Here is a 25,527-nt window from a genome sequence, read left to right as displayed (position 1 = left end):
CTCACCGGGTGCGTCAGCCCTCCACGCTCGCCCGATCAGTCCTGCGGCTTCTCGCGTCGGCCCCGGCGAAGACCACCAGCCGGCCGCTGCTGCGGCTCCGGAGTCTCCACGCTCTGAGGAGCCGGATCGGCAACCCGGCGCGGACGGGGACGAGGGCGCGGAACCGGAGCCTGCCGTGGCGAAGAAGCCGGTGCAGGAGCCGACGTCCGCGGAGTCTGAGCCCGCGGGGCGGGCGCCTGGCGCGGCGTCGGCGTCGCCGCCTGGATCGCACCCGGCTGACGCGCTGCCTGCGTCCGAGCCGGAGTCCGCGCACCAGGCGCAGCCGGAGTCTGACCCGAAACCGGAGCGGCCACGGGACGAGGAGCCGACGTTCCGGCTCCCAGCTGCCTCGGAGCCGGGGTGCCCTGAGCGGAGCGCGTCGGACGCGTGCTCGGCGAGGCTGGCTGCTCGGAAGCAGGGACAGGCACAAGACCAGGAGTAGCTCCGCCGCTGAAGCGCTGCGGTGCAGCCTGCTGGTTGCTGCCCTGCTGCCTCTGCGCACCCTGGGCACCCATGCCGAACTGCGCCGGGCCCGTCTGACCAGCGACGGTCCTACGGCCTCCGCTGGTTGGAATAGAACCAGCGCTTCTCTGCCCCTGAGCACCACCGCGAGAGCTCGACGGCTCCGTCGACGAGGCCAGAACCTCGCCGGGGATGACCTTGTTGCCGTCCGAGGTGTACCCGAGGTTCGACAGGCCGCCCTGGTTGCTCAGGCCCAGCGCCGTCTGCTTGTCAGAGTGCGAGCTGCCCGCTCCACCACTCGTCAGCTGCAGCGGGCCACCCTTGTCGTCGGGGCCGTCACTCTGGCCGGACGCGCCCAGGGCACCAGCAGGACCGCTGCCGCCCGGCAGAGCCTTGGCGTCACCGCCGCCGCCACCGCTGCCAGGACCACCGTCCAGTGCCGGGCTGTTCGGATCGCCCGGGCCACCCTCGCCGCCGCCCTCCAGGGCCAGCGCCTGGTTGCCCGCGGTCAGCGCCGTCGGGTCGCCGTTCGTACCTCCGGCGTTCGTCGACGCCGTCTTGCCCGCGGACTTGCCCGTGCTCGGAGACGCCGGGCCGCTGGTCTTGCTGTTGAACCCGTTGGCGAGCTTGTTGCCCATGGCCATACCCGCGCCGGCCCCTGCACCTGTGGCCAGAGCAGGCATCAGCCCACCCTTGTCCGGCTTCGGCGCGGAGTTGGTCTCCAGGAACTTGTCCACGAGCTTGGTGACCACCTCGTCCATCGCCTGCAGCACCGTCTTGCGGACCCGCAGCAGAGCGAAGGTGATGCCCATGATCATCAGCGAGGAGATGAGTGTCAGGATCACCACGATGGTCCCGCCGAGCGCAGCGCTGCCCCACAGGCCGGCCGGGCTCATGAAGCTCGACACGGGCCCGGCCATGATGTCCGGGACCGAGATCAGGAACTCCGAGACGAACTGGTAGATGAACAGCGTGACGAGGACCTCCAGGATCAGCGCCATGGAGTAGACGATTACCTTGGCGATCGCGGCCATCGCGCCCAGCGTCGCGAACGGCACGGCCGCTACGAGGCCGAAAATCCGCTTGACCGAGCCGGCCAGCATGCCGATGGCGTACCAGAAGCCGAGCAGGACGATGGAGCCCAGGACCGTGGCTGCGTTGGACCAGTACATGAACTTCGCCGGCCCCGTGCCCACCTGGCTGACGGCCATGTGGTTCTCGCGGGTGAAGCCGGACGTGGCGTTGTTCGAGCTGTACATGTTCAGCGAGCTGGGGCTGAACCCGGTGTTGAGGTAGTTGTACGCCGCCAGGGGAGACAGGTTGCACGAGGAGGGCGTCTTGCCCACCGTGAAGCCGCAGCCGGCCTTGGTCCCCGTCGTCGTGAAGACCGTCGAGTCCTTGCCGGGACGAGAGGAGGTCAGGCCCGTGCCGTCAGTCGAGATCACCGGGTGATCCACCGGCTTCGGCCCCTTCTCCTCACCGAAATCCTCCACGTCGCCGTAGCTGTCCTTGTCGACGAACCAGCTCTTCTTGACATCCGCGCTCTCGTCCAGCTGCGTGATCGAGCTCTTGATCCCCGACTCGAAGTCGGAAGCTGCGATCTCGTTGCTGCCGATGTACTTGCCGATGATCCCGAAGGTCGAGAACACCGCCTTGAAGTCGTCCGACGCACCGGTGCCGACGGAGACCGTGCCGTCCTTCCAGGCCGACTCGGCGTCGTTGGCCTTCGTGCCGATGCTGATGCCGTTGAACGTCGCTCCGTGGGACTGCTTGTTGATCGCCAGCGCGCTCGTGCGCACCGACATCATCGCGTCAGAGCTCGCTTGGTCGCCGTTCCAGGAGACAGTGGCCTGGTCCGGGATCCCGAGGCGGTCGTTCATCATCCACGCCTCGAAGTCGACGTATGTGCTCAGCACGACGCGCGTCGGACCGGCATGCTGGCCGAGAACCGAGTTGTCGAACTTGTCGAGCACGCTGGTGTACATCGAACCGATGAGCGGCAGACCGACGCCGATGAAGACGACGCGCACGATGAGCTTCTTGATCGCCGAACCCCGGTCCATCTTCTTGAACATGACCAGGCCGAGGAGCAGGAAGCCGATGAAGATCGGCACCAGCACTTGCCACGAGATATCGACAAGCAGGCCATACCAGCCACTGATCCAGTGCTGGAGGCCCGAGAGCGCGCCGCCTCCGGTGTCACCTCCCGTCATCCCGTCGGCGAAGGTCGGATTGACCGCCCTGACCGCCTCGTAGAACCACATGAAGGGGTTGATGAGCTTCAGGAACTGGAGGACGACGTAGAACAGCGTGCCGACCGCCAGCGCCAGGGCGTAGAGGACCCAGATGATGGAGCCTCCGATCACGCTGACGATCTGGCCGCCGATGCCCGAGGACATCGTGTCCAGGCCGAGGTCGTTGTTCGCGGCCCCGAAGTGCGCGTAGTCGAGCATGCCCGAGTACTTCGCGTTGCCCTTGTCGTCTTTCGCGGCCAGAGTCTCGTACGTGACGGTCTGGGAGGACCCCGAGACCTCGGCGAAGAACCAGCCCACGATGTTGCCCAAGCTGAAATCCGGGTCGGCGTAGCCGAGCATGGAGCCGCCCGAGGCCGGACTGCCGACGACCGGCTTCCACTTGTCGTGCATGCCCTTGTCGTTCGACGGCGAGTTCTCCTCGCTGAAGTACGAGCTCGCATTCGAAGCCAGCTGGTAGAGGCTGTAGTTGTCGCGCTCCTTCTGGTCGTCCGCGGACGCTGGCGAAGAGGCAGCCATCATGAGGACCGGCACGAACAGCGCGGCCAGGAGCACGAGGGCGAGCCCGCGCGCGAGCCTGCCCTGGCGGGCTCCGCCACCGCCGGGGCCGGCCCAGGCACGCATCCGCGCCACCGCCGTGATCGTCCCGTTCATCGTCTCTCCCCTGCTCCTCGCCTTCGTATCAGCGCTGACCTCGTTCATGCCTTGACCAGCTTCTTGGGCTTTGGCTTCCTCGCTGGCCGCCTTGCGCCGCCCTCAGGCTCCTGCAGGCTCTTCTTGCCGTCGCGGCGCTTGCCCCCGTCGCTCTGGCCCGCGTCAGGCTCGCCGTCGCCGCCCTCGCTGTGCTTCCGGATGCTGGTGAGGTTCGCGCCCGGTGCAGGCTTGTCGTGCATGATCGCGTCCATCCGCGCCGCCTCTTCGGTCCTTGCCGCCTCCAGGCGGACCTGCCTGCGCTGGGCCTCGCGGTAAGGGTTGATCCCCAGTGCCAGGTCCAGGTGGAAGACCACGTTGGAGACGCCCCGGCGCAGATACGTGAGGTTCTCGCCCTTGGTCGTGATGAGCTGGGCGAGATCCGGTGGAATCCGCTGGTGCAGCTGCTTCTGGTACTCCGCCACCGTGCCGTCGCGCATCGGGCCGAAGAGCGTGTAGTCCGCGGCGTCGAACTTGTTGAAGTCGCTGTCGGCCAGCATCGTGTCGACGTCGTTGTAGCTGTAGACCACCCGGCCGCCACGCTCGTACATATGGTCGAACTGGTCCTTGATGTACTTCTTCACCCGGTCGTCGATGTGCTCGGTGCCGTGGATGATCACCGTGTCGCCGAGCCCCAGCTTGCCAACGGCGAAGCCGACGATGTTCACCAGTTGCGCCATCGCCACGCCCTTGCCGCGGCGCATGAGCCGCGAGAAGTCGTAGACCACGCGCCGCGAATCCCGGACCCCGTCCACGGCCGAGGCCGTGTGGTTGTTGAACAGGTCGCCGTTGGTGCTCAGCATCGCGTTGGCGATGCCCCTGAGCACGTTGTAGGCGCGCAGCTGGTCCGGGTCGGTCTTGCTGGAGTTCAGCAGTGCCTTGTGCGCGGTTGCCAAGTAGGAGACGAACATCTGAAGACGCGGCACCTGGGTGTGCGGGATGTTCACCACGCGCAGGCGGTAACGCTGCTCCTTGGCGTTGTGCCGCCACATGCCCTGCTCGATGTAGAAGTCGGTCGCGGTGTCTTCGAGGGCGCTGCGGATGATCGAACCGATCGCTCCGTCGCTGGTCTCGTAGAGCTGCTCGAACATCAGCTTGAGCTTCTCCATCTGGGCGGAGAAGACCATGAGCTCGTCCTCCTCCTCGCCGAACATCTCGAACATGTTCACATCACCCTGATTCAGGTCCACGCGCGAGGTGAGCCGCTCGAACTTCGGGCCGAGCTTGTCGAGGTTCGCCCCGTCGAGGATGAGGTGGACGACCTGGCCGTTGTTCAGCAGCGCCGCCTGAGAGATCTTCGAGCACCACATATTGGCCACCCGCTGGCGGTCGAGGTACTCGCTGAGCGTGGCATCGGCGACGATCGCGTGGTGGTCGTAGGCGTTGACGTCCATGAGCACGGCGCTGTTGTTGACGTCGCCGACCATGTAGCCGACGTACTCGCCGCCCTTGTCGTTCAGGCCGTTGGTCACCAGCGAGTACGAGCCGGCCAGCTCGGTCGAGGTGAAGTGGAAGCCCTTGCCCTTCTTCTTCTCGTTGTTCTTCCAAAGGCCCGAGAGCTCCTGACGCTGCTCGCCGGCGTAGGGCGCAGCCTTCAGCGTGCCGAATCGGTCGATGTACAGACGCGTGACCCGGTCGATCGTGTCGTCCAGGGTCGCCAGATCGGGGGCCTTGAGGAAGAGCCGGTTGTGCACCGAGAGGTAGCTCGCACCGTCCTGGATCTCGCCGATCGTGATCCCGAGGTCACCGGAGATCTTCGCGGCCTTGCGCTTGGAGGAGGTCGTGCCCGTCTCCTCCTGCTCGTTCGCATCCAGCCGGTCCAGCTTCTCCGACTGCTTGGTGTACGAGTCGATCCACTTCTCATCCATCCGCTTGACCTGCTCAAGCACGACGGCGGTGACCCGCTCGTCCAGGCCGTCCGGGATCCGGTCGATACCCCAGAAGGCGGCGAAGTTGTCGTGCGCGGCGTCGTCGTGGAAGTACGCCAGGATGCAGGCGACCGAGCCGTCGACCTCGAAGTAGTCGGAGCGGAAGAGGTACTTCTCCTTCGGCTTCAGCGCGAGCAGGTGAGGGTAGGCGTCGAACGTACCCTGGAGGTGCTTCACCTCCCGGCGGCGCTGCCACCAGTTCTTCTTCGGCTCGGCGGCCTCATCGGCTGCGCCGTCCGCCGGCGCAGCGTCCTGCACGCCCTCAGCCTGAGCAGCACCGTCCGCGCGCAGATCATCGACCACAAGCTCCGCGGTCTCATTCGTCTCGTCAGGCTTCTTTCCCGGAATGCCGAGCTGTGCCCGGACTTTCGTCATCAGCGCCATGGTGTCCTTCGTTCGTTCCTCGTCGTGGTGGCTGGCCTGGCGCTGGTCAGTTCAGCGACGCCTTGAGATCGAGCAGTTCGTCGTCGATGCCCTGGTAGAAGACCCGGAGCATCGGCAGGGCCTCCTCGCGGTCGAGCATCGTGGCTTCCTTGATCATCAGAGTCGAGCCGCCGACCTCGGCCTGGAGGACCTGGTGCCCCTTGCGCAGTGCGTCGGTGTTCTTGCCCTTGAGCAGCAGGTACTGGTGGATCGAGGTGAACTTCCCGCCCACGTGCTGCGTGAGAATGTCGTATTGCTCGTTCTGCAGCTCGATCAGATCGGGATCGCGGACCTGCAGGGCCTGGTTGCGCCGTTCCAGGTTCGCCACCTGGTGGTAGACCCGCTGCGGCTCCTTTGTCGTGATGAAGCTGTGCTCGCAGGCCGTCTCGACCTTGCGCCAGAAGGAGTCGACCCGATCGAGGATCCCGACCCGGTCCTCGTCGAAGAGCAGGTAGCTAGCCGAGCCGACGACCAGGTAGACCCGACCTTCGCCGCCGTCGGAGAAGTGGATCAGCCCGTCCTCGTCGATCCCGTCGATGCCGACGATCGAGTAGAAGTCCGTGGGGTTCGAGCCGCGACGGGTGAAGACATGGCGGGCCTTCAGCGGCAGGTAAGCCAGGAAGGCTGGTACGCGCATGATGCGCAGCTCCTTCGTCTTCATCAGCCCGCCGAAGTAGGCGATCGCCGCCAGTCCCCAGAGGACGAAGAACGTGATGGCGACTGGGCCCGAGCTCGCGACGAACGTCGACGTGCTGAACCACAGCAGGGCGAGGATGCCGCCGCCGAAGAAGAGCAGTTGCTTGATCGGGGAGGGCTTGGCCGCCCACCCTCCCTTGCTCAGCGTGATCTCGTGGTCGAGGAAGCTCCTGTTCAGCGAACTCGGCACCTTATAGGACAGTTTCGCCATGAATCTCTCATCTCCCCCCTGCAGCCTTAATGGCCATTGCTCGTTCTATCGAAAAGTCCTCATACGTGAGGTGTGTAGATGGCATCCTATCTCAGATAGGTCATTTGAATCGAGAATGAAAGGGGCTTGAATGGAGACGTTCGATGGCTCGGACTGGCGAGTCCGGGTTATCGGGTGTCGTCTGAGCGGCTGGCATGATCCGTCCGCGGGCCGCTGGATCCGGACGACGCCCACCGGTGCCTCACACACCTCGCCTGCGACCTGCGCCGCCTGGGCACGCATGATCTCGCCTGGTGGCAGCTCTGCCGCTGGTGTCAGCCGCTCGCCCGTCCGTGGGCAGGGTCCCTGCTGTGGGGAACCGTCGCGTGCCTGCTCTACGTCCTCGGCGGCGCACCGTGGGCGGTCACCTCCGGCGTCCCCCTGCGGGCCTACGCCAATGCGTTCCTGTGGTTCGACTTTCCCTGGGTGGTGGCTCTGATCGTCATGCACCTTGCCGCGGCCTGGCTCGGCGCCAGGACGTGGTGTAGGGAGCACGCTGTCCTTGCGGCGGCGGTCGCGCGTACCTGCGGCGGGCTGGTGGGAGTCGCGGGGTCCGTGTGGGCGCTCTTTCCCGACCTGCTCAGGTGGGACGTCTTCTTCTCCGCGCTCGTCTGGCTCGGATTCACGTCGCTCATGGTGCTCCTCCGCACGGGACTGCCTGCCTCGCCCCGAACACCGAGCCGTGAAACCCTCATCCTGGCCAACCTGGGCTGCAGGCTGCGCCGTACGGCGACTACGGTGGCTGTCGCCGCGGTTCTGGGCGGCTGTGGCCCGTCCACGTTCTCGTTCATGGTGGACGGGCACACGCCACCGAGGATCTGGCTCTACGGCATCTTCATCGGCACCGTGCTGGTGCTGGGCCAGTCGACACTGCGATGGGTGAACGCCGCGGACTCCAGGGACGACCTGAGCACCCAGGCCAAGCTTGTTTGCGGCGATCGGCTCGTCAAGGTGATCAGCTGCGTCATCGGCTCCCTCCTGTTCCTCCGGTCCCGCACAGCCCTGGATGTCGTCGAACATCAAGAGTCCAGCGCGGCGACAACGTTCCTGGGGAGCTTCGACGACCACCCCCGGAGCGTCTGCGCCTTCGGCGTGGTACTCGCCGTCATCCCCTACTCATGGCCTCGCTACACCGTCACGCTCTGTCTCATGGCGGCGGGAGGCTGCACTGGCAGCCGCGGATGTTCCTGGCCGACTGTCACCGGCTCGGAGTCCTTCGCCAGGTCGGTACCGTCTGTCAATTCCGTCGCGCGCATCTGAGGGATCGCCTCGCAGTGGGCCCGACTCGGCCTACCCACCCACGAGTCACTACGCCGACGGACCCTACTTGCCAGGCGATGCCGCCGCCTCCTGATGTGAGGTCACCAAGAATAGATGGCTGCTCTTGTGCCCGATGGTCCGGTGGCCCTGCAGTCGGGCGACAGCCTCGGACCGCACCCTGTACCGGCCCGCAGCAGCCTGGAAACCCACACACCTCTTACTCATCACCCGGACACCGGCGCCACCGGCCGGGCCTGAGCACCTACCCTCCGCTTCCCCCTGTTTCGCGCCGAGCCCACGGCTCAGGAGACGGCAGGTTCACGCGGAAAGCGGCCAGGCCCGCGGGTCCGCCGATCGCGAGGGAGACCTGGCCGTCCTCGTACACCGAGGCGATGGAGTCGACGGGCGCGGCGGTGATCAGACTGTGCAACAGCTCGCCGGAAACCGGGTCCCACAGGTGAAGGGCGTGACCACTCCCGCTGGCGAGTACATCGCGGGTGGGGGAGAGCGTGACGGAAGCCAGCGACTTGGTCCAGGGGGTCGTGATCCGCGCCCGCGGTTCCCAGTCGGCCGTGTCCCACGTGTGAATGCCCTCGCGGTCGGCCGCGGCCAGGAGAACGGAGCCGGCCGATCGAAGGACCGCCAGCGCCAAGGTGTCCGAGCGTCGCCTCCCCCGTACCCGCAGATGTACGACTTCTCTCGCGCCTTCCAGATCCCAGATGCTGACACCACGGTCCGTGCCGATCGCAAGCCACGGAGTGACTCCGTCGCTCGCAGGCAGGGCCACGACCGCGCGGGACCTTGGGAAGGCCACACTGGTGATGAGCTCGCTTGGTCCGCCCTCGACATCCTCCAGAAAAATGCCGCTGTAGCTTGCGCGGGCCAAGTGGGTCGAGCCTGGTGGCCAGTTGACGACACACGAGTCCGAAGAGCTTTCGCGTCGCTGGAAGACCGCGAGGTGGCTTCCTCCCGGGGCGGGCCGCGGACCCTGCTGGTCTCCCGCTGTCCAAGGCTGCCAGATCCGTGTGCCGGTGCCGGTGCCGGCCCGGACGGCCACGCGCCCCGGAGAAACCGGATGGAGCGCGTCGACCATGCCGACGGCCAGATCGGTGCTGTTGCCGCCGTCCAGATCCATGGCTACGGCGCCGGCGAGGTTGCCGACGATCCATCGGTGGTGGCCCCGGCCGTCCGCCGCAGGCATCCGAAGCGCCGTCAGCGCGGTGACCGGTCCCACCGACATTCCGGGCGGCGTACGGGGGGTGGCCGGTTTTGGCTGCCACAGGCGCAGACCTTCCTCGCCGGACGTGGCCACGAGCCATCGGTCCGCCGCCGGCAGCGTCGTCAGCCCGGTGATCTCTCCCACGGTGACGTCGGCGACCAAGTCCCAGCCGCCCTCGCCGAGTTCCCACACCTCCACGCTCCGGTGTCGACGTCTCTCCAGAGCGATGACCACGCGGCCGTCCGGGAGATCGAACTGTGCGGGAAACGCGGCAGGCCCCTTGCCCACCGGCAGCACCTGCCCCGTGTCGGGATCCCAGCTCAGGACGCGGCCGGTACTTGCCACCAGCACCATGTCCGTACGCCCCGGGCGCCGCAGGCACAGGAGTCTGCGCACGTCACGGCAAGCGATGCGCGCGCGTGAGTGGATCGCGTCGTCGTCGAGACTTTGCAGGACCAGTCCGTCCGAGACCGCCGACACGAGCAGCGGTCGCCCTCTCCGGTCGCGGATTACGGTGTGCGCGGGACGGCGCTGGCCACCTGCTTCGTCCGTGGGGAACGGCACTGTCTCGGAACGGTTCTGGTCCGGTTTCCAGCGGGTGAGGCCGTGGCCGTAGCGTGAGAGAAGCTGCCACCGGTCTTCACCGTCAGTGACGACGTGAACCGCACTGGCGGGCGTACTGGAGTGGTGGATCCGCAGTCCGGACAGCGGGTCCCAGATCGCGACACCCCGAGGTCCGGCGGTGGCGAGGAAGGCTCTGCTGTTCCCGCGTACGACGCACAGGTCGTCGACGAGACCGGCAGGGAGATCCGCCAGGTGCTGGCCGTCGGCCGCGTCCCAGACGTGGGCCCCTTGCTTGGTTCCGGCAACGACGAGGGTGCGTCCCGTTGACACGTCGATCGTGAGGAGAGCGCGCACATACTGTCCCGGGGTGGCCAGGACGTTGGTGGCGGACCGCCACCACACCATGCGCGGGCTCAAGACCGTGGCGCCCGGCTCCTGCGGTTCCTCGCGGTGCCGGAGTGCCAGTGCGTGCAGAGCGATGCTGCTGTGCCGGGAGGCCGGGTCGACGGCGTCCGTGAGATAGGGCTCGATCAGTGCCGCCGCGGCGACGTGGGTCCGGTGGGTCTCCTCCGGGTCCTCGGGCAGCGGTAGGCCCAGTCGTTCGCGCAGGGTGTGCGAGGTCTCCTGGGACAGCAGTCGCAGGGGAACGTGTTCGTCGTCCAGGACGTGTCCGGCGGTGGCGTGTGCCACGAGATGCCGCCGGACGTAGGGGTGCGCGGTGGCGCGCTCCGCGGGGAGGAGAAGCGCCAGCTCACGGGTGATGCGGGCGTGCTCCTCCGCGAGCGGCGGGGGCACCTCATCACCGCCGGGTGCGACGGGTGAGGTACCGGCGAGAGAGGAGGGCTGTTCCAGGAGAACCTTGGCGACCTGCTGGTGCACCGGCCGGTACGTGAGGCGCCCATCCTCCTCGCTCCTGGCGAGATAGCCGGTCAGTCGAGTCGTCTGCACGGTGCGGATGGCGGCGGCAAGTTCCTCCACCGACGCCCCGCTGTCACCAGGAGCTACGAGCGCGTGGGCGACACCGGGCCAGACCTCCGCCCAGGGCAGTCCGGAACCGGCCCCGAACGCCGTGGCACGCAGGACTCTGACCAGCACGGTCACCGGCAGACCCTGCTGACGGGCCACTTCGTGGAGGTCCTCGTGGAGCAACGCCACCGTGCCCCGGCTCAGACGCTCCTGCCAAGTCCGCGCGGTCACCTCCTGAACATGCTGGGCGGTCCGCAACTGGTCCGCGGCCAACCGCCCGTCCAGGAATGACGGCGCCACCGCACGCGCCACGGCACGCGCAGCGATCCCGGCCTGCTCGCGCCTGTCGGCGTAGGGCCCGGCCTCGTCTCCGGCGAGCAGGGCCTCGACGTAGGCGGCGATGTCGTCGGCGACGCCGGGACCGTCCGTGCGCTGCACGGTGACCGGGACCGGCAGACGATCGCCCTCCAATGCCCAGCACAGCCGATGCAGCAGCTCGTCGGCGTCCGCGTCCACGAGGTGCTCCGCGACGTCGGGCGAGTCGTGAGGAGAGCTGCGCACCCCCACCACCATCCGCACCAACGGCTTATGACGCTCCACCCGCAACCGTGCGATCGGCAGGACGACGTCGTTGAGGCAGGCGAGGCTGTCCTGGGCCTCGTCCAGCGCGTCGATGACGAGGGTCGGCACCCGGTTCTCGCGGGCACGCGCGGTGAGGCACTCCAGCAGAGCCTGGAGGGGCGCTGTCCCGTCGGGGGCGGCCTCTGCCTCCAGCACCCGCAGGAGATCCTCGATCAGGCCCAGCGAGGTCTTGTTCCGCGCCAGGACGGCGGCGTCCACCGAACCGGCAGCAGGACGTTCGTCCGCGGGGACCGCCGCCGCCACTCGGGACAGGTCGGGCTGGTCGAGGAAAACCGGATCAGTGAGCGTCACCAGGCGGGCCAGCAGGGCGGACTTCCCCGAGCCCGCCGCTCCCGTCACCACGAGCACACCACTGCCGCGGGTGACGAACTCAGTCAGCGTGCGCATTTCGTGATGGCGCCCGCTGAAGTACCAGCCCATGTCCTCCGAGTGGATCCGGCCCGAGGCGCGATCACGCCAGTAGCCGTCGAACAGCCCGGCGGCGTCGGGCAGTTCACGCACCGCGGTCCCCAGATCCTGCGGAGCCTCGAAACGTGGGTTCGGCAGGCACAGGCTCGCCTCGTCGGAGAGCTGCTGCTCCGGCCACACCCACCTGGCTTCGACCAGCCCGTGGTCCTCGCGCTGTACGGACTCCAGGGCCTCCCGCCACTCACGAAGCGACAGATATGGCTTCGCGAACCCGGTCTCCTCGGCTCCGATCTTCTCCAGGGTGCGCCTGAGGAGTTCGGTGAACGACCCGACAAGAGGCTGTTCGTCGAAGTCGCCCGACGTGACCACGGCGAGCGAGGCCAGCTTGCGACGGGATGTCAGATCGCGCAGTACGGGCTGGACATCGTTGGCGAGTGCCCCAGCGAAGCAGGAGTCCACAAGGACCAGCACATGCTCGGCCGAGCTGCCCAGCGCGGCGCTGATGACCTCGCTGGTGGTCAGCGCGGTGCCCGGAAGCCGGCCGTCGTCGGTGCGGGCGAAGCGCAGGTAGTGCCGGCCCGAGGACGGTCCCCGCTGACCGTGACCGGTGATGTAGATGACGATCGCTTCCCTGCGCCTGGCACCGGCGATGTCCTGGACGTTCAGGAACCGGTGTACCTGCTGCACCGAGTGCAGCGTCACGTCCGGTCTCCGGAGCGAGAACTGCCGCTCCGGTCCCAGCGCGGAGTCGGCCAACCAGCCCGTGACGACGCCCACTTGCTCGTTGATTCCCTTGGTGAACTCGGCGTTGCCGTCCGCGTAGTCGTCCACCGCGATGACGATCAGCCGACGGGACGCACGCGCCACCCCGCTCATCAAGCCCCCCAGCTTGCCCATGTCCTACGGCTCGAAAGCGGCACTCTACCGCCGGGAACGATCGCCTTCGCGCTCGTACGGCGCGGCGCGGCGGGCCACCGGTAGCATCATCGGCGTGCCGCCAGGGGAGGCGGAGGAGAGAGGGGGCCGGTCCAGTGAGCGATCTGCATGTGGTGGGAGTCCACGGAATCCGCCAGCGCGACACCAACTCCCTCAAGCTGGCCGAGGACTGGAACCTGGCTCTGGCGGAAGGCATATCCCTGCACTGCGGCCCCACGTCCCCCACACCGTCGGTCATCACCCCGTACTACGGCGACGTCTTCCCCAAAGGGCGCTTCCAGCTCGGCGACGACGACCCGTCCGAGTGGTTGGCCGAAACCGACGAGGAACAGCTGGAACTGCTGGCGCAGGCCTTGGAGGCCCACACGCCACCCGTGCTGGGAGAGCGGCCGGCGGCCGGCACTTTGGGCGCACCTCCGCCTGTCTCGCCCCGCATCACGGCGGCGCTCGCGCGTATCGACCGCAGATGCGGCCCTGGAGTGGGGAAGGCGCTGCTCAGCAGGGTCAGTGAGGTGTACGGCTACTTCAGCGCCAAATCCAAGTACGAAGGCATGGCGGACACCGTCCGCGACCGCGTGCGCGAGGCGGTGGAACAGAGCGGCGCCAGCCTGATCATCGCTCACTCCCTGGGCAGCGTCATCGTGTACGACATGTTCCAACGGGGCCGGATTCCCTCGGACGTTGATGGCGGCGTGAGCATGCTCATCACCTGCGGATCGCCCCTGGCATGGCTTCCATTGCGGCGCAAACTCGGGGTACGCGCATCTGACGAGCTTCAACTACCCTCAAACGTGCGCTGGTTGAACGTCTTCGACCCCAACGATCCCGTCACCGCCGGTGTGGGACTCTCCGCAATCGCACCAGGCGTGACCGACGTGGCCGTGGACAATCAAGACGACCCGCATGCGGCAGGGCGCTACCTGGAACAGCAGCCGGTGGCAGCCGCCGTGCACAGCCACATGACGCGTGGCCCCATGCTCCCCAAGGGCTGATCTCACAGCCTTTACGACGGCTCTGCGGGCACTCGGGAAAAGAGCGACAGATGCGATCGCAACCAAACGTCGTACAGGGACCTGGTGTCGCCCTGGACATCGCCGATCAGGCCCACCTGATCTCCCAGCTGCACGATGTCGTTCATCGTCCTCATCACATCCTTCTGTTGTCGCTGTCGTGAAAAGGCAGCAGCGGGTCCCGAGGTCCGGGACCCGCTGCTGCTCGTCAGCGCCTGTCCGGGCATCAGCCGAACAACGGCACGATCTTCTTCTTGCCGCCCTCTTCCTTCCAGGCGACCTTCGCGTCAAAGGTCTTGCCCTTCGACGAGACGAACCCCGTGCCCTGGATGGTCTTGCCGGCTGCCAGGTCCTTGCGCTGCGCGTCGGTGAAGGTCACCTGACACCAGGACCGCGGCGGCTCGTCGCCGGAGCCGAAGTCGGGGACGATCTTCTTGGCCTTCGCGTCCCAGCTGACCTTGCAGCCGAAGGTCTTACCGGTCCTCGCGCTGACGAAGTCGTCGATCTCCAGCGCCTGGCCCGCCAAGAGTGCCGTGACCTCCGCAGGCGTGAACGTCCGGCCGGACCACTTCGTCGGCTTGTCCGGCACCTCCAGCTGGAACCCGACGAACTTGCGGCCCTTGAAGTCGCCGACGCCGAGCGCTCCGGTGGCCGTGTAGGGCTTGCCCGCCTTGTTCGTGGCCTCGAACGAGATCGTCTCGCCCGCCAGCAGCTTCGCCACCTCGTCGTCACTGAACTCGTGGCCCGACCAGATCTTCTTCAAGGCGACCTTCTTCGGCCCACCCGGAGCGGCCTGCCACACACCCTCGGCGCGGGCGGCGACCACCTGCTTCTTCAGGCCCAGCTCGGCGCGCATAGAGGTGGCGTTCTTCGTCATCGTGGCGATGTCCTCGCGCACCCAGTCGGCGACGACGGCCAGGCGCTCCTCGGCCGTCGCCGTCCCGGCGGCGATGTCGCGCATGTCGGCGTAGACCTTCTCGGTGAGCCCGAGGTCGCCGATGCGTGTGCCCGGCAGGAGCCGCCAGCTCATCTCGCCGGCCTGCGCCAGCCTGAGTTTCCGGCCCTTCTCCGTCAGCAGCGGGTACTTCGCCTTGCCGTTGGTGACCTCGGAATACGTCGAGGTGCGGGTCGCGCCCGTGCCCACGTCGCGCTTCTCCAGCTGCTTCATCAGCCATTTCATCGTCGGATGCTCGGGGCGCTTGTTCGCGCCCTCGAAGATGAACGGCTCCGCGGTCTGGCCCAGGCCCTTGCCGGACTCGTTCTCGTCGCCTTCGGCCGTGTCGTCGCCGGCGTCCGGATCGAACACGGCCCGCCAGCCGGGGCTCTTGGGCACATTGGCGATGCCGACGAAGTCCGGGTACTTCTCCACGTGGCCCTTCTGCTGCTCGTAGAGGTAGTCCTCGGCGAGCATGGCCAGGTAGTTCTTCGCGAGCATCTCGTAGATGAGCCGTCCGGCCTTGCCGTACTTGTGCTCGACCTCGTCCAGCGAGAAGGGCACCTTCGGCCCCGGACGATTCGCGCCGTGCGCGCCCTCGGGCTTCACGTGTGTGGACCGGGGCTGGCGATGCGTCAGAAGCCCAGCGTCGACGCCGACCACGGCGGCGATCTTGTCGATCAGCGGCGCGAGGTCCTTGAACTGCTCGGGCGTGATCGTCTTGTCCTCCGTGCGCGGGTAGGAAACGACCTGGTCCTCGTACATCTTCTGGTAGGTCGAGAGCGTCAGGTTCGCCTTCACACCCTTGCCGACGAGCATCGAGGACAAGGAAGCGAGGTCGAGCAGCTTCGGCGGCGCGGTCTTCTTGCCCGCCTTGCTGTCCAGGACGACAGGGGAGGGGCCGTACTGCTGCGGCACCTGGCCCTTCTGGTCGAACCGCGGTTCATCAGGGTTCGTGTACATGACGTCGTTCTCGTCGCGGAAGCGGTTCTGGAAGAACGGCTTCTTGACGTACGCGTCATAAGCCTTCTGCTGGTCGCCGACGAGAGAGACCATCGCCGACTTCAGCCGGCCCTGGCGCAGCACGAGGTCCTGGCCGGACTGGCGTCCCATCGCCGTGGCGATACGCGTGAACTGCATGGACAGGAAGTCCCACTGGGAGCGGTACATCGCCTTGCGGTAGTCGCCCTCGTTCTGCATGGACTTCACCGGCCGGCGCTGTTCGAACGCCTTCTGGATCGAGGCCTTCGACTCGTCGGTGAACTCCATGCGGCTGAACCGCTTGCCGTGGAAGCCGAGTTCGTCGATCGCCTCCCAGAAGAGCAGATCACCCTCACCGGACGGATCCAGATCCGTGGCGATGACGATTTCGTCGCCGCGGCTGAGCGCAGAACGCAGAGTCTTGATGACGTCCGCGACGTTCTTCTGCGGCTCTCGCTTCCACGTCAGGTCATCCGGATCCCAGGGCAGATTGCTCAGGTCCCACTTCAGATAGGCGTCCGCGAGCGAGGAGTCCACCATCGCGTGCGGTTGGGCGAACTCGTAGAGATGACCCCTGAGGCTCGCCACCTCGTAGGCCGTGCCCTTGTAGCTGCCCTTCGTCCCGCCGAGGGCGCTGGCCATGTTCCTCGCTGCGCTCGGCTTCTCTGCGACCACGATCGCGACCATGTCGACTCCTTCTCATCATGACTCAGAAACGAGTACGAGCCTACTTGAAAGGGCATACCGAATGGGAGTCAAAAGGGGCACTAAAAGGCTTTGAATGGCGTGAGCGTCATGCAGCGAAAGGCAGCTCCGGCACGCTGCTCGAGCAATCACCGCTTGTGAAAAAAAGAGAAGACCCCGAGAAGCTGTGCTTCTCGGGGCCGTCGTCTGTCGAGCGCTCCTACCGAGTCGGCATCGCCACTCCGAGCCGGACGCGGTACACCCGCAGCACCTTGCCGAGCGTCTCGAGACCCTCAGGGTGCTTCAGGCCTTCCTCCAGCTCTTTCAGTCGGACGGGCCGCACGCCGGCCACCTCGGCGACCTGCTTGCGTGTGGCCTCACCCCTAAGCTTGATCAGTAGATCCGGCAGGTCCGCGGTCAGGTCCTCGAACATCCGGAACTTCTCCCGCTCGCCCATGCGCGTGTGGCCGACATGGATCGCGCCACAACTCTCTTCGCACCAATACCAGCTCGTCGACGCATCTTCCCGGAGCTTCGCGGGGATCTCCTGCTCACTCCGGTAGCGGCGCTTGAAGGCCCACGTCCCTTCGCGCTGCGTCCGGCATCCGCGCGGAGCGTCCTCGGGGCGCGAGGCCGGCGCGGCCATACCCGCACACCGCGGAGTGCAGTACAGGCCGAGGTACACCGGGTCCTGGGCGTGGAGGCCCAGACCCTTGCCGCACGTCTTGCAGCGCTGCCGGGCGGGGAAGAGCTTCTCCTTGCTCGTCGTGGTCATCGAATCGGCCGTCCTTCCCGCTCGCGTTCGAGCCTCAGCTGCTTCCTGGTCGCCTCGCGGGCCATGTCCCGGAGGTAGATCGCCTCCTTGTGCGTGATCGGCGCGTCGTGGAGGTTGTGCGAGCCCCGCAGGAAGTTCTCCGTACGATCGGCGATGGAGTACGCCAGCGCCTGCTCGACCACCGCGCTGGTCTGGCGCACCTCGCCCAACTCGTCGCGCAGCTTGCGCAGTAACCCGTCCCGCTCGCGTTCAGCGGTCTCGATGTTCGCCAGGCGTGCCACCACGCTGCCCAGCAGCGGGTCGCGGGAGCGGAACAGCTCGACGGCGCGCTCGGTGGCCGGGTCGGCATCAAGGCGCAAGTCGAGCTGCGCCAGCAGAAACGCCGTCACCAGCGTGCCCTGGCTCAGCCGCTGGCTGAACTCCCGAGCAGCGCCGTCGCTCACGCCCAGCTCACGGACTGCGGCTGCTCGCAGCTGCTCCCGCAGTGCGTTCATGATGCTCTCGGGCAGCGCCTTGATGTGCGGCTGGCTCTGCACGCCGGCGAGCCGGAAGCCCGACTGGGGGAGCGTGGCGGTCTCGGCTGTGCTGCCCGATCCACCCTTCGATGCCGCACTCTGCACGGCGTCCTGATGGTCGGTGAGCTGGAGCGAGCTGGGCGTTACATGCCCGGATTCATCCGGTGTGGCGACAACGTCGTGAGAAGTGACTTCCGCCGCGGCAGCGTCCTCGACGTCCGGCTGTGCCCCGGGAGCCGGAACAGCATCGGCCGCACCGCCCGGGAGCACCCCGGCAGTTCCTCCCTGTCCACCACCGTCACCACCACCACGCAGGTTGGATCCGCTGGCCCGCTCGGAGTCGCCGGCGCCGGGCTCGTAGTCCGGCTCCAGGTCCAGGCGATCCTCTTCGACGTCCTCATCGAGATCAGCCTGCAGACCTTCAACCTCGGGTTGAGAGTCGGCGTCGCCGGCCTCATCAAGCTGCGCCTCCGGCTCGGGCGTTGCCACCCCAGGCTCAGACTGTGCCGCCTGGGCCTGGACGCGCTTGAGCTCCTCGCTCCCGCCGCGTCGGTAGGCGTCCAGGAAGGACGTGTCCACCTCCATCACCTCGGCGGTGGGTGTGGCCGCTTCCAGCATCTCTGCGAAGTCCCGGCTCATCCGAGCTCACCGTCCTCGTCATCCAGGAGGTAGTTGTCGCCGCGGGTGAGCCCGATTAGGGAGTCGAAGCCTGTGGTGACGACGCGTTCGAGGTTCGCCGAGTTCTTCGCCAGCGCCGCGACCTGGTCGACAAGCTCGTTGAGTCGCGCGATCTCCAGGGTCGGCAGGTCGTAGTCGAGGTTCTCGCGCCGGATCTTCTCGACCACCGCCTCGGCCACGTACTCGTTCACCGAGGAGAACCCGCGCTTGTCAGCCCAGTACTCCGCGCGCTGCTTGTCGTCCGGATCCAGCCGGACGAACATGCCCTGGCGGCCACTACTGCTGCTCTGCGTCGCGCCCGGCGGCTTCTTCTTCGTGCCGCGCACGGGCTGCGTCGTCTTCTCCAACTCCTGTGCGACGGTCATGCGCGGCTTCTCCTTGATTTGTTCGACTGATCTATCAAGCCATCTTATCAATGCCAAGCTATAAGCCATCTGCGATCTTTGTGTTTCGGCGCGAATGCCAGTAGAGTCGCAGCCGCGCCCAGTCAGTCCCCCCCTGGCGGCGCATCGCCGCAGCAGGTGGCCCTGCTCGATTCCTTTCCTCTCGGACGGAGCCACCTGCTGCGGACCGCACCCACCTTCGTGTGGCGGCGAAAAGAGAAAAGGGCCAGTGCGACACATCGCACCGGGCCCTTCGTCTGCCTGATGGACTCCCGCTCAGGGGCCGGGCATGGGAGTCGGCGTCGCATTCGTCGTGCAGTCGACGAGTCCCTGGGTGAACCTCGGCGACTGCCAGATCGCCTTGTCCTTGTCGTTCGGCAGGTGTTCGACGATCGACCCGGTGCCGAGGGGCGCTCCGCCGGCGAAGAAGTGCAGCACCTCCTGGCTGAAGCCCGCGTTGTACACCAAGGTCGACAGGCACTGGCCGGCCGCCGCGTAGGTCTTCCTCTGGCCCTCGTCCCGGGCGTAGGAGGAGAACATGGAGACCAGGCCCTTGCTGAGCTCGATGGACGAGTTGACCGGCTGATTCGCGCGGACCGGGTAAGCCGGCTCCAGGTTCGGCTGACCGGCTACAGGCTTCGCGGCTCCCTTTGGCGGCACGTAGCTCTGGGTCTTGAGGCTGCTGCCGTTCGGAAGTACAGCCTTGTCGATGCACGCGTCGAAGTCCTCGCGCAGCGACCGCGACGCCAGGAGCGCAGCGTCGTCCTCGCTCACCTTGTTCAGTCCGTCGATGACTGCACCCATGTCGTCGCTGTCGACCTTGACGACGTAGTCCAGCGACTCCTCCGGCATTCCCGCCTTCCGCGCTGCGCTGGCTAGGCAAGCCCCGCCGTCCTCTCTGGAACTCCCGGTGCCCTGGAAGGCGAGCTTGTTCAGCGCCTCGTCGAGGGCCTTGTCGGTGACCTTGGCGGTGCTCGTGGTCGGACTCGGCGCAGACGGCGCCTGCGTTGTGGTGCCGTCGCCACTGGAGTATCCGGCGAGCAGAACGCCCGCCGCCACAGCGAGTGCTGCGGCCGCGGGTGCAGCCTTCCTCGTCCTCCAGGTCTTCATCGCTTCTCACCTCGCATCTCCTGTTGCCGACCGGTCCGATTGCACCGACTGGTCTCTGAGGGCATCCTATTCGAATACCTATTGAATGGCATCCTGTGGTGAGTCGGAATGCCATGAGACAGAGGATGCAGAGGATGGGCAGAGCGGGGCTCGGGCGCGCAGAGTGCCTGCGGGTCTGTTTGGCGCTTGGCGATCAACGGAGTTGATCCGGAGGGCTCTGTGACACGTCGTGCGCGTGTCAGCTGCGGGTGGCCCCCTGCCGGGCGGCTGTTCGTGGGCTTCTCATCTCCCCCCACGAAGGACTGCTCGCCATGACTGCTCTTGCTTCTGCTCGGACCACCACTGACGTCGACCTGTTGACGCTCACGCTGCACGTGAGTGACGACCAGAAGACCTGGTACCGATCGTCTTCGAGGGCGAGAACCCGGTCTACGTCGACCAGCAGGCCGCAGCCTGGCTCAAGGAACGGCCGTACCTCGCCGTCGAGATGGACGACTCGACCTGCTGCGGCCAGTTCCCTCGGACCTTCAACGCGGTGTTCGCGTCCATCACCCGCGACCAGCAGCTCCTGCAGGTGCACACGCTCTGACGCGCGCCCGCTTCCAGAAGGAGAGCACCGGCCATGACAATGCATGCTGCGCACGTCCCCGCGCCCATGAAGCCAGGTCCGGTCGTCTACACCGACCGGCAGCTCTTATGCGTGCTCATCCGCCTGGCGCAGGGGGAGAGCACCCTCGGACGTCGCACGTTCGAGCAGCGCCGCAGAGATGCCGACCCGTCGGCTCCGCTCTACGAGCGCCGCTTCGGCAGCTGGAACCGCGCGCTGGAGCTCGCGGGCCTCGACGCGGTCGCACAGCCCGAACAGCTGCGGGATGCGACGACGAAGTGGACCCAGGAGCAGCTGATCGCCGCGATCCGTCGGTGTCTGCTGGAAACAGGATCCACGACGCTGGCGGCCTACGAGGTCTGGCGCACGGATCCGGCGAATCCGAAGTCTGATGTTCCGCCGGCCACCACCATCCGCTTCCGCATGGGCAGTTGGTCACGAGCCACAGAGCTGGCTTGCGGCTGACATCCATCGGCATCTGCGACACCGTTCGATCCCCTTATGGGGCGCTGAACCGCAAGGATCTGGAAAGGGGAACTGTTATGTCAACCGAAAAGCGGCCTCTCACGGGTCTCCGCGTACGAGTCCATTTGAAGGGTGAGACCGTGTATGGGCTCGCCAGGGTCAGCTACAGAGATGGCCACAAGCACGCTGGCCATTACGAGGTGGAGCGTGTCTCAGCTCCCCCGATTCTGGTTCCGTTCGGGGATGCCGAACCGGGACTGAACGCCGATCAGATTCCGCCTGGCGTGGAATTTCCGGATCGTCGTGTGTCCTATCGCCCGCTGTTTGCTGAGCCGGGAGTCAAAGAGACATCCGCCAGGGTCTCCGGTGCAAACGTCATCTTCCCCGGAAACATGGAAAGGCTCCAAAAACTGATCGGGCTTGTCCAATCGGGCTGGACCGTGCACTGGACCAGTCACGAGGCCAACGAGTTCCGGGGGCAACTGAGCGTTGCTGAAGTCGGTGTATCAGAAGTGAGGATGAATCCGACCAAGGCAGCACCGAGCCGGTACACATGGCCGCTGGAAGGTGATGATTTCACCATCGGGGGTACTGCCATCACCGAGTACAAGGCTGACCATGCGTACACCGGCGGTCGAGCGTCCACACTAACGCTGCGGTTCGAAGCGCCGCGCTAACCAGCAGCCCTGGAGGGGCATCAAGGTCTCCTAGCCCGGCGCGAGTCGGGCTTGGGAACTCAATCCCCCGATTTAGTCGAAGGGCCCAGCATATATACCAGGAAGCCCTCGGAAGTCTTCACCGCATTCGGAATGACCCGGTCCATCGCCGAATGGCACGACATTACCGGGGTTGGCCTAAGTGCTCTCAGGCACGGCACAAGAAGGCATGACCTGAAAAGTACCTCAAAAGGAAAGAGGAACCTTATGTCCGAACGCGACATCATCGAAGTCCGCAAGCTTCCGCCTTACTACAAGGCCGACCTCAACCATCTGCTGCCGGTGGAGCAGTCGCTGCATGGTCGCCATGAGCTGATCATCGGCGACATCACCCGGTACCGCGCAGGCATTGAGTACTACGCACCGATTGCCCCCACCGAAGACGGCAGTCTCCGGGGCGGCACACTCACTCTGAGCGAGACGCAGGCCCGTCATATCTACGCTCAGCTCGGCGAGCTGTTCAAGCGTTGGGACCTGGAGAACGAGCGTGAGGCCGAATGGTCGAGCCGCCCACACTTCAGTGCCTGGATGACCTACGGCACCGGTCACCTCTCTCAGCCACACATGGATGTTTCGGTATGGCAGGACAAGCTGACCGGCGAGCACCCGGGGGACGAGCGGGCATGGTCGCCCGACTATGACACGCCTGCTGCGTTCAGCGAGCGCACCACGATCGCCGCCAAAGGCGGAGACCCTGAGGACGGCAGGCGCGAGGCTGAGCGGCTTCTGAGCGATGCTGGGTGGAGAGTGATCGGCGAATGGCGAGACGCCGAGGACATGGCGCTGATCGTTAGCGTCGCCCGCACAGGGGACTGGATCGCTGCTTCTATGGACGTTGCAGCACCGACTAACAACGGTTGCCCGCTGGCAGCGGCATCGTCCGCACGTCCGCCGGGGCCAGCTCAGCGACCTCCACCATCGAGCCGTCCCACGTACGTACAGAGCGAAGACGCACCGGATTCACCGCGACGTATCGCCGCGCCGTCGCCCACTCGCATTTCCTGGCAATCGAGCACAACGGCATCGCAGGCCCCTACCCATCGAGTACGGCGGACTGCCCGCCCTGCACGTGGTGGATCAGGATCTACCGCTGATCCATCCGTACGCCCCGGTGACGCCCGGCCGCTACGTCACGCCCGGCGGCGGGCGGCACAATATTCGCCCGGCTGAAATGCGCCCTCACATCCGGATCACGCTGGACCACATGGGCTGTCCCGCTCTCAGTTCACCGACGAGAAGAACGCCGCTTACAAGCGGCTTGCCCGGGCCGCCGGACTCGTCCTGGAACACGTCGACGAACGCCCGGACGAACCCGCCACCTGGGAGCGGGTGTTCCGGCTGTGGATCCGCCACGCGGCCACCCTCGTCCGCGAGCTCGGCGACACCGAGGCACAGAACATGCTGGCCACGGCCCACCGCAGCCTTCCCCTGCTGCCTGGACGGCGCGCGGTCCTGCTGACGCTGCGCCGCCCCGCCGAAGAGCGTTCACCACGGCCCGGCGTCGATACGATGACCGGGCCCGGCCATCAGAACGGCGGCCACGCCATGGACGAGAGGACCGAGCCGTGAGCCAGTACCCCGCCCGAGCAGCGGTGTTCTCCGCCGGTTCCTGGGGCACCGCCGCGGCGACGATCCTCGCCGACGCCGGCACCAGCACCGTCCTGCACGCCCGCCGCGCCGAGATCGCCGCAGCGATCACCGGTGGCCACCGCAACCCGGACTACTTCCCGGACATCGAGCTGCCCGCCTCGCTCACCGCCACGACCGACCCGGCCGCCGCGCTGGACGGCGCGGACTTCCTCGTGCTGTCCGTGCCCGCGCAGTCCCTGCGCCAGTGCCTGGCGACGTGGACGCCGCACCTTCAGTCCCAGACGGTGATCGTCTCGCTGATGAAGGGCATCGAGACACACACCCACCTACGGGCCAGCGAGATCATCCGCGAGGTGACCGGCGTGCCCGCCGAGCGGGTCGTGGTGCTGTCCGGCCCGAACCTGGCCCGGGAGATCATGGCCCGACAGCCCGCGGCCGCCACCATCGCCTGCTCCGACGAAGACGCCGCTCAGCGTTTCCAGACGGCCTGCCACACCCCCTACTTCCGGCCCTACACCTCCACCGACGTGATCGGCTGCGAGATGGGCGGCGCGCTGAAGAACGTCATCGCGCTCGCCGTCGGCATCGCCACCGGCATGGGCCTGGGCCACAACGCCACCGCCCTGATCATGACCAGGGGGCTCGCGGAGAGCATGCGTCTGGCCGCCGCGATGGGCGCGCAGCCCACCACCCTCGCCGGGCTGTCCGGCATGGGCGACCTGGTGGCCACCTGCTCCTCACCGCTCTCCCGCAACCGCACCTTCGGCACCCACCTCGGCAACGGCCTGAGCCTCGCCGAGGCCGCCAACGCGACCAGGCAGACCACCGAGGGCGTCAAGAGCGCTGAGGCGATCCTCGAGCTTGCCCGCGCCCACGGCGTCGACATGCCGATCACGACCGTGGTCACCGCCGTCCTGCACGGCAAGGCCACGCTTGGCGAGGCCGCCGCCGCACTGATGCAGCGGCCCCCCAAGCCCGAGTAGCGGCCCGCCACCACCTTGTCCCTCCCGCCCGGAGGTTTCCCTGTCATGCCCGCAGACGTACTGTCCGCTGCCCAACTCGCCGTCACCGCAGCCGTGGTGGCTGGGATGGCTACCGGCTTCACCCGCAGGCCCGGCCGCTGGATGCGCTACCCGCTGTTCTCCCGGGCCACGTTCGTGATCGTCACGCTCACTGGTACCAAGGGCGACCGGACCGAGTCCGTCAATCCGTACGCGTTCCTCTCACCAGGGACCGTTCCTGCTGCCCCCGCCCCAGCTCCAGACGGTCATCGACCACCTGATGCGCACCGGCCGCTACGACCGGATCGAGGGAGACGGCCGGGTCCTGTCCGTCAACGGCGAGCAGCCCATCGAGGTGAGGGACAGCCGTGTGGTTCTTTGACGCCCTCGCGTCCGGCTTCCGCAGCCCGACCGATCCCGGCGGCCCAAATCCTTCTCGCGCTCGTGACCGCCGACCTCTACTGGAACAGCGCCGTGCAGAAGATCCGCTCCGTCCAGTTCCGCACCGGCCTCTACCTCGCCCAGTGGATGTATGCCTACACCCAGCTGAAGGACCAGCTTCCGTACCGCCGCCAGAACGCCATCCCCGGCGTCGTCCTCCGGCACACGGGCAACCTCACGCCCCGCGACATCCGCCTGTGGCGCCTGGTCGCCGTCACCGTCATCGCCGCCGAGATCGTGCTGCCCATTGTGCTGCTGATCCCGCGGACCACGCCGTATGCCGTCGCGGCAGGCATCACCCTGCACGCCGGGTTCACCCTCCTCAAGCCGCGTCAGCTCCTGACGTTCTCCGGCCTCACGGTCGGCCCCTACCTCGCCTTCACGGGCTGACCCCGGCGACGGCGCCCGGGCGGGGTTCTACAGCGGATCGCCCTCCTCGGTGACGACCTCCCGGTCGACGACCCACTTGCGGATGATCCGGCGCGTCCCGTCGTCCTCGACGGCGACGAACTGGACGACGACGGCGGGGTCGTGGGTGTAGAGCCCGACGCACTTCTTGTACATACTGAAGGAGCGGGCTTGAGCTGCGGTGGGATCTTCTTATGGGGCTGTGAACAGGACCAGAGCGTGTTTCTTGGTGTTTCCCGATGTTCCAGTGTCTTTCGCTCGGGACCCCCCTGAGAACTCCCTCGTCGGACTCCCACCCCCTGAGAACTCCCTGGCATCACCCTCGCGGAGAGGGCTGTGAGCTGGAAAAATAGCAGCCCCCCTGCGCCATCTGGCGACGCAGGGGGACTTCCGGTGCCCCTGGCCAGATCCTGGCCCGCGACGCGGTCTGCCTGTTGGACGTGCCGATGCACAAGACCGGCACCGCGTTCACCAAGCCGGTCGATCCGATCCTC

General features: G+C 66.8%; 18 protein-coding genes. 8 read left to right on the top strand and 10 right to left on the bottom strand.

What is annotated here, in order from left to right; genetic code table 11:
* Positions 1-35: 35 nt before the first annotated feature.
* From STRTUCAR8_RS26335 to STRTUCAR8_RS26325, 3 genes are read right to left on the bottom strand one after another with little or no spacing between them, the layout of a single operon-like run.
* Entirely contained in the window at positions 36-3,407 is a 3,372-nt protein-coding gene (locus STRTUCAR8_RS26335) for a hypothetical protein (protein ID WP_044472851.1), read from the bottom strand.
* A 44-nt stretch (positions 3,408-3,451) separates the two neighbouring features.
* Positions 3,452-5,746: a hypothetical protein gene (locus STRTUCAR8_RS26330; RefSeq protein WP_241784707.1), complete on the bottom strand. Its 2,295-nt coding sequence runs from the start codon at positions 5,744-5,746 to the stop codon at positions 3,452-3,454.
* 55 nt (positions 5,747-5,801) lie between these two features.
* Positions 5,802-6,701 (bottom strand): hypothetical protein, encoded by a 900-nt coding sequence (locus STRTUCAR8_RS26325; protein ID WP_006379211.1) that lies wholly within the window; start codon positions 6,699-6,701, stop codon positions 5,802-5,804.
* A gap of 465 nt (positions 6,702-7,166) precedes the next feature.
* Between STRTUCAR8_RS26325 and STRTUCAR8_RS26320 the strand changes: the two genes are divergently transcribed.
* The gene (locus tag STRTUCAR8_RS26320; protein WP_059073244.1) at positions 7,167-8,000 is read left to right on the top strand and encodes a hypothetical protein; all 834 of its coding nucleotides are present in this window, start codon (positions 7,167-7,169) and stop codon (positions 7,998-8,000) included.
* Between the two features lie 262 nt (positions 8,001-8,262).
* Here STRTUCAR8_RS26320 and STRTUCAR8_RS26315 read toward each other — a convergent pair whose 3' ends face one another.
* The gene (locus STRTUCAR8_RS26315; RefSeq protein WP_059073245.1) at positions 8,263-12,696 is read right to left on the bottom strand and encodes an AAA family ATPase; all 4,434 of its coding nucleotides are present in this window, start codon (positions 12,694-12,696) and stop codon (positions 8,263-8,265) included.
* 134 nt (positions 12,697-12,830) lie between these two features.
* Here STRTUCAR8_RS26315 and STRTUCAR8_RS26310 point away from each other — a divergent pair, with 134 nt between their 5' ends.
* The gene (locus tag STRTUCAR8_RS26310) at positions 12,831-13,727 is read left to right on the top strand and encodes a hypothetical protein (protein ID WP_048818822.1); all 897 of its coding nucleotides are present in this window, start codon (positions 12,831-12,833) and stop codon (positions 13,725-13,727) included.
* 244 nt (positions 13,728-13,971) lie between these two features.
* Here STRTUCAR8_RS26310 and STRTUCAR8_RS26305 read toward each other — a convergent pair whose 3' ends face one another.
* The 5 genes from STRTUCAR8_RS26305 to STRTUCAR8_RS26285 form a co-directional block, all read right to left on the bottom strand.
* Positions 13,972-16,347 (bottom strand): DNA topoisomerase, encoded by a 2,376-nt coding sequence (locus STRTUCAR8_RS26305; RefSeq protein WP_006379259.1) that lies wholly within the window; start codon positions 16,345-16,347, stop codon positions 13,972-13,974.
* 217 nt (positions 16,348-16,564) lie between these two features.
* Positions 16,565-17,119 (bottom strand): helix-turn-helix domain-containing protein, encoded by a 555-nt coding sequence (locus STRTUCAR8_RS26300; RefSeq protein ID WP_006379184.1) that lies wholly within the window; start codon positions 17,117-17,119, stop codon positions 16,565-16,567.
* Positions 17,116-18,252, bottom strand: a complete 1,137-nt coding sequence (locus tag STRTUCAR8_RS26295) for a hypothetical protein (protein WP_241784706.1) — start codon at positions 18,250-18,252, stop codon at positions 17,116-17,118. The genes STRTUCAR8_RS26300 and STRTUCAR8_RS26295 overlap by 4 nt, the downstream gene beginning before the upstream one ends.
* A gap of 17 nt (positions 18,253-18,269) precedes the next feature.
* On the bottom strand, positions 18,270-18,677 hold the full coding sequence (locus STRTUCAR8_RS26290; protein WP_006378868.1) for a hypothetical protein: 408 nt from the start codon (positions 18,675-18,677) through the stop codon (positions 18,270-18,272).
* Positions 18,678-18,971: 294 nt separating this feature from the next.
* A complete protein-coding gene (locus tag STRTUCAR8_RS26285; protein WP_006378760.1) occupies positions 18,972-19,805 on the bottom strand; it encodes a hypothetical protein in 834 nt (277 codons plus the stop codon).
* Positions 19,806-20,427: 622 nt separating this feature from the next.
* Here STRTUCAR8_RS26285 and STRTUCAR8_RS26280 point away from each other — a divergent pair.
* The 6 genes from STRTUCAR8_RS26280 (at position 20,428) to STRTUCAR8_RS26255 (ending at position 25,015) form a co-directional block, all read left to right on the top strand.
* Positions 20,428-20,877, top strand: coding sequence for a homing endonuclease associated repeat-containing protein (locus STRTUCAR8_RS26280; protein ID WP_006378593.1), 450 nt, complete (start codon positions 20,428-20,430; stop codon positions 20,875-20,877).
* A 140-nt stretch (positions 20,878-21,017) separates the two neighbouring features.
* A complete protein-coding gene (locus tag STRTUCAR8_RS52795; RefSeq protein WP_158697469.1) occupies positions 21,018-21,554 on the top strand; it encodes a hypothetical protein in 537 nt (178 codons plus the stop codon).
* A gap of 246 nt (positions 21,555-21,800) precedes the next feature.
* The gene (locus tag STRTUCAR8_RS52790) at positions 21,801-22,763 is read left to right on the top strand and encodes a hypothetical protein (RefSeq protein WP_006379077.1); all 963 of its coding nucleotides are present in this window, start codon (positions 21,801-21,803) and stop codon (positions 22,761-22,763) included.
* Entirely contained in the window at positions 22,663-23,052 is a 390-nt protein-coding gene (locus STRTUCAR8_RS54535; protein ID WP_319355183.1) for a DUF6420 family protein, read from the top strand. Before STRTUCAR8_RS52790 ends, STRTUCAR8_RS54535 begins: the two co-directional genes overlap by 101 nt.
* A gap of 106 nt (positions 23,053-23,158) precedes the next feature.
* Positions 23,159-24,166 carry an NAD(P)H-dependent glycerol-3-phosphate dehydrogenase gene (locus STRTUCAR8_RS26265; RefSeq protein WP_006378632.1) on the top strand — a complete coding sequence of 336 codons (1,008 nt, stop codon included), beginning with the start codon at positions 23,159-23,161 and terminating at the stop codon, positions 24,164-24,166.
* A gap of 462 nt (positions 24,167-24,628) precedes the next feature.
* Complete coding sequence (locus STRTUCAR8_RS26255; RefSeq protein WP_199791710.1) at positions 24,629-25,015, top strand: hypothetical protein; 387 nt, start codon at positions 24,629-24,631, stop codon at positions 25,013-25,015.
* A gap of 27 nt (positions 25,016-25,042) precedes the next feature.
* Here STRTUCAR8_RS26255 and STRTUCAR8_RS52780 read toward each other — a convergent pair whose 3' ends face one another.
* Positions 25,043-25,189 carry a hypothetical protein gene (locus STRTUCAR8_RS52780; RefSeq protein WP_158697468.1) on the bottom strand — a complete coding sequence of 49 codons (147 nt, stop codon included), beginning with the start codon at positions 25,187-25,189 and terminating at the stop codon, positions 25,043-25,045.
* Between the last annotated feature and the right edge of the window lie 338 nt (positions 25,190-25,527).

The organism is Streptomyces turgidiscabies Car8 (assembly GCF_000331005.1).
In the GTDB taxonomy this organism is placed as follows: Bacteria; Actinomycetota; Actinomycetes; order Streptomycetales; family Streptomycetaceae; genus Streptomyces; species Streptomyces turgidiscabies.
This window is presented reverse-complemented; position numbering and strand designations above follow the sequence as displayed.

Excerpts from the sequence above, each read along its gene's own strand:
- STRTUCAR8_RS26335 (WP_044472851.1), bottom strand. The coding sequence starts at position 3,407 with ATGAACGGGACGATCACGGCGGTGGCGCGGATGCGTGCCTGGGCCGGC.
- STRTUCAR8_RS26330 (WP_241784707.1), bottom strand. The coding sequence starts at position 5,746 with ATGACGAAAGTCCGGGCACAGCTCGGCATTCCGGGAAAGAAGCCTGAC.
- STRTUCAR8_RS26325 (WP_006379211.1), bottom strand. The coding sequence starts at position 6,701 with ATGGCGAAACTGTCCTATAAGGTGCCGAGTTCGCTGAACAGGAGCTTC.
- STRTUCAR8_RS26315 (WP_059073245.1), bottom strand. The coding sequence starts at position 12,696 with ATGGGCAAGCTGGGGGGCTTGATGAGCGGGGTGGCGCGTGCGTCCCGT.
- STRTUCAR8_RS26305 (WP_006379259.1), bottom strand. The coding sequence starts at position 16,347 with ATGGTCGCGATCGTGGTCGCAGAGAAGCCGAGCGCAGCGAGGAACATG.
- STRTUCAR8_RS26300 (WP_006379184.1), bottom strand. The coding sequence starts at position 17,119 with ATGACCACGACGAGCAAGGAGAAGCTCTTCCCCGCCCGGCAGCGCTGC.
- STRTUCAR8_RS26295 (WP_241784706.1), bottom strand. The coding sequence starts at position 18,252 with ATGCTGGAAGCGGCCACACCCACCGCCGAGGTGATGGAGGTGGACACG.
- STRTUCAR8_RS26290 (WP_006378868.1), bottom strand. The coding sequence starts at position 18,677 with ATGACCGTCGCACAGGAGTTGGAGAAGACGACGCAGCCCGTGCGCGGC.
- STRTUCAR8_RS26285 (WP_006378760.1), bottom strand. The coding sequence starts at position 19,805 with ATGAAGACCTGGAGGACGAGGAAGGCTGCACCCGCGGCCGCAGCACTC.
- STRTUCAR8_RS26280 (WP_006378593.1), top strand. The coding sequence starts at position 20,428 with ATGACAATGCATGCTGCGCACGTCCCCGCGCCCATGAAGCCAGGTCCG.
- STRTUCAR8_RS52790 (WP_006379077.1), top strand. The coding sequence starts at position 21,801 with ATGTCCGAACGCGACATCATCGAAGTCCGCAAGCTTCCGCCTTACTAC.
- STRTUCAR8_RS52780 (WP_158697468.1), bottom strand. The coding sequence starts at position 25,189 with ATGTACAAGAAGTGCGTCGGGCTCTACACCCACGACCCCGCCGTCGTC.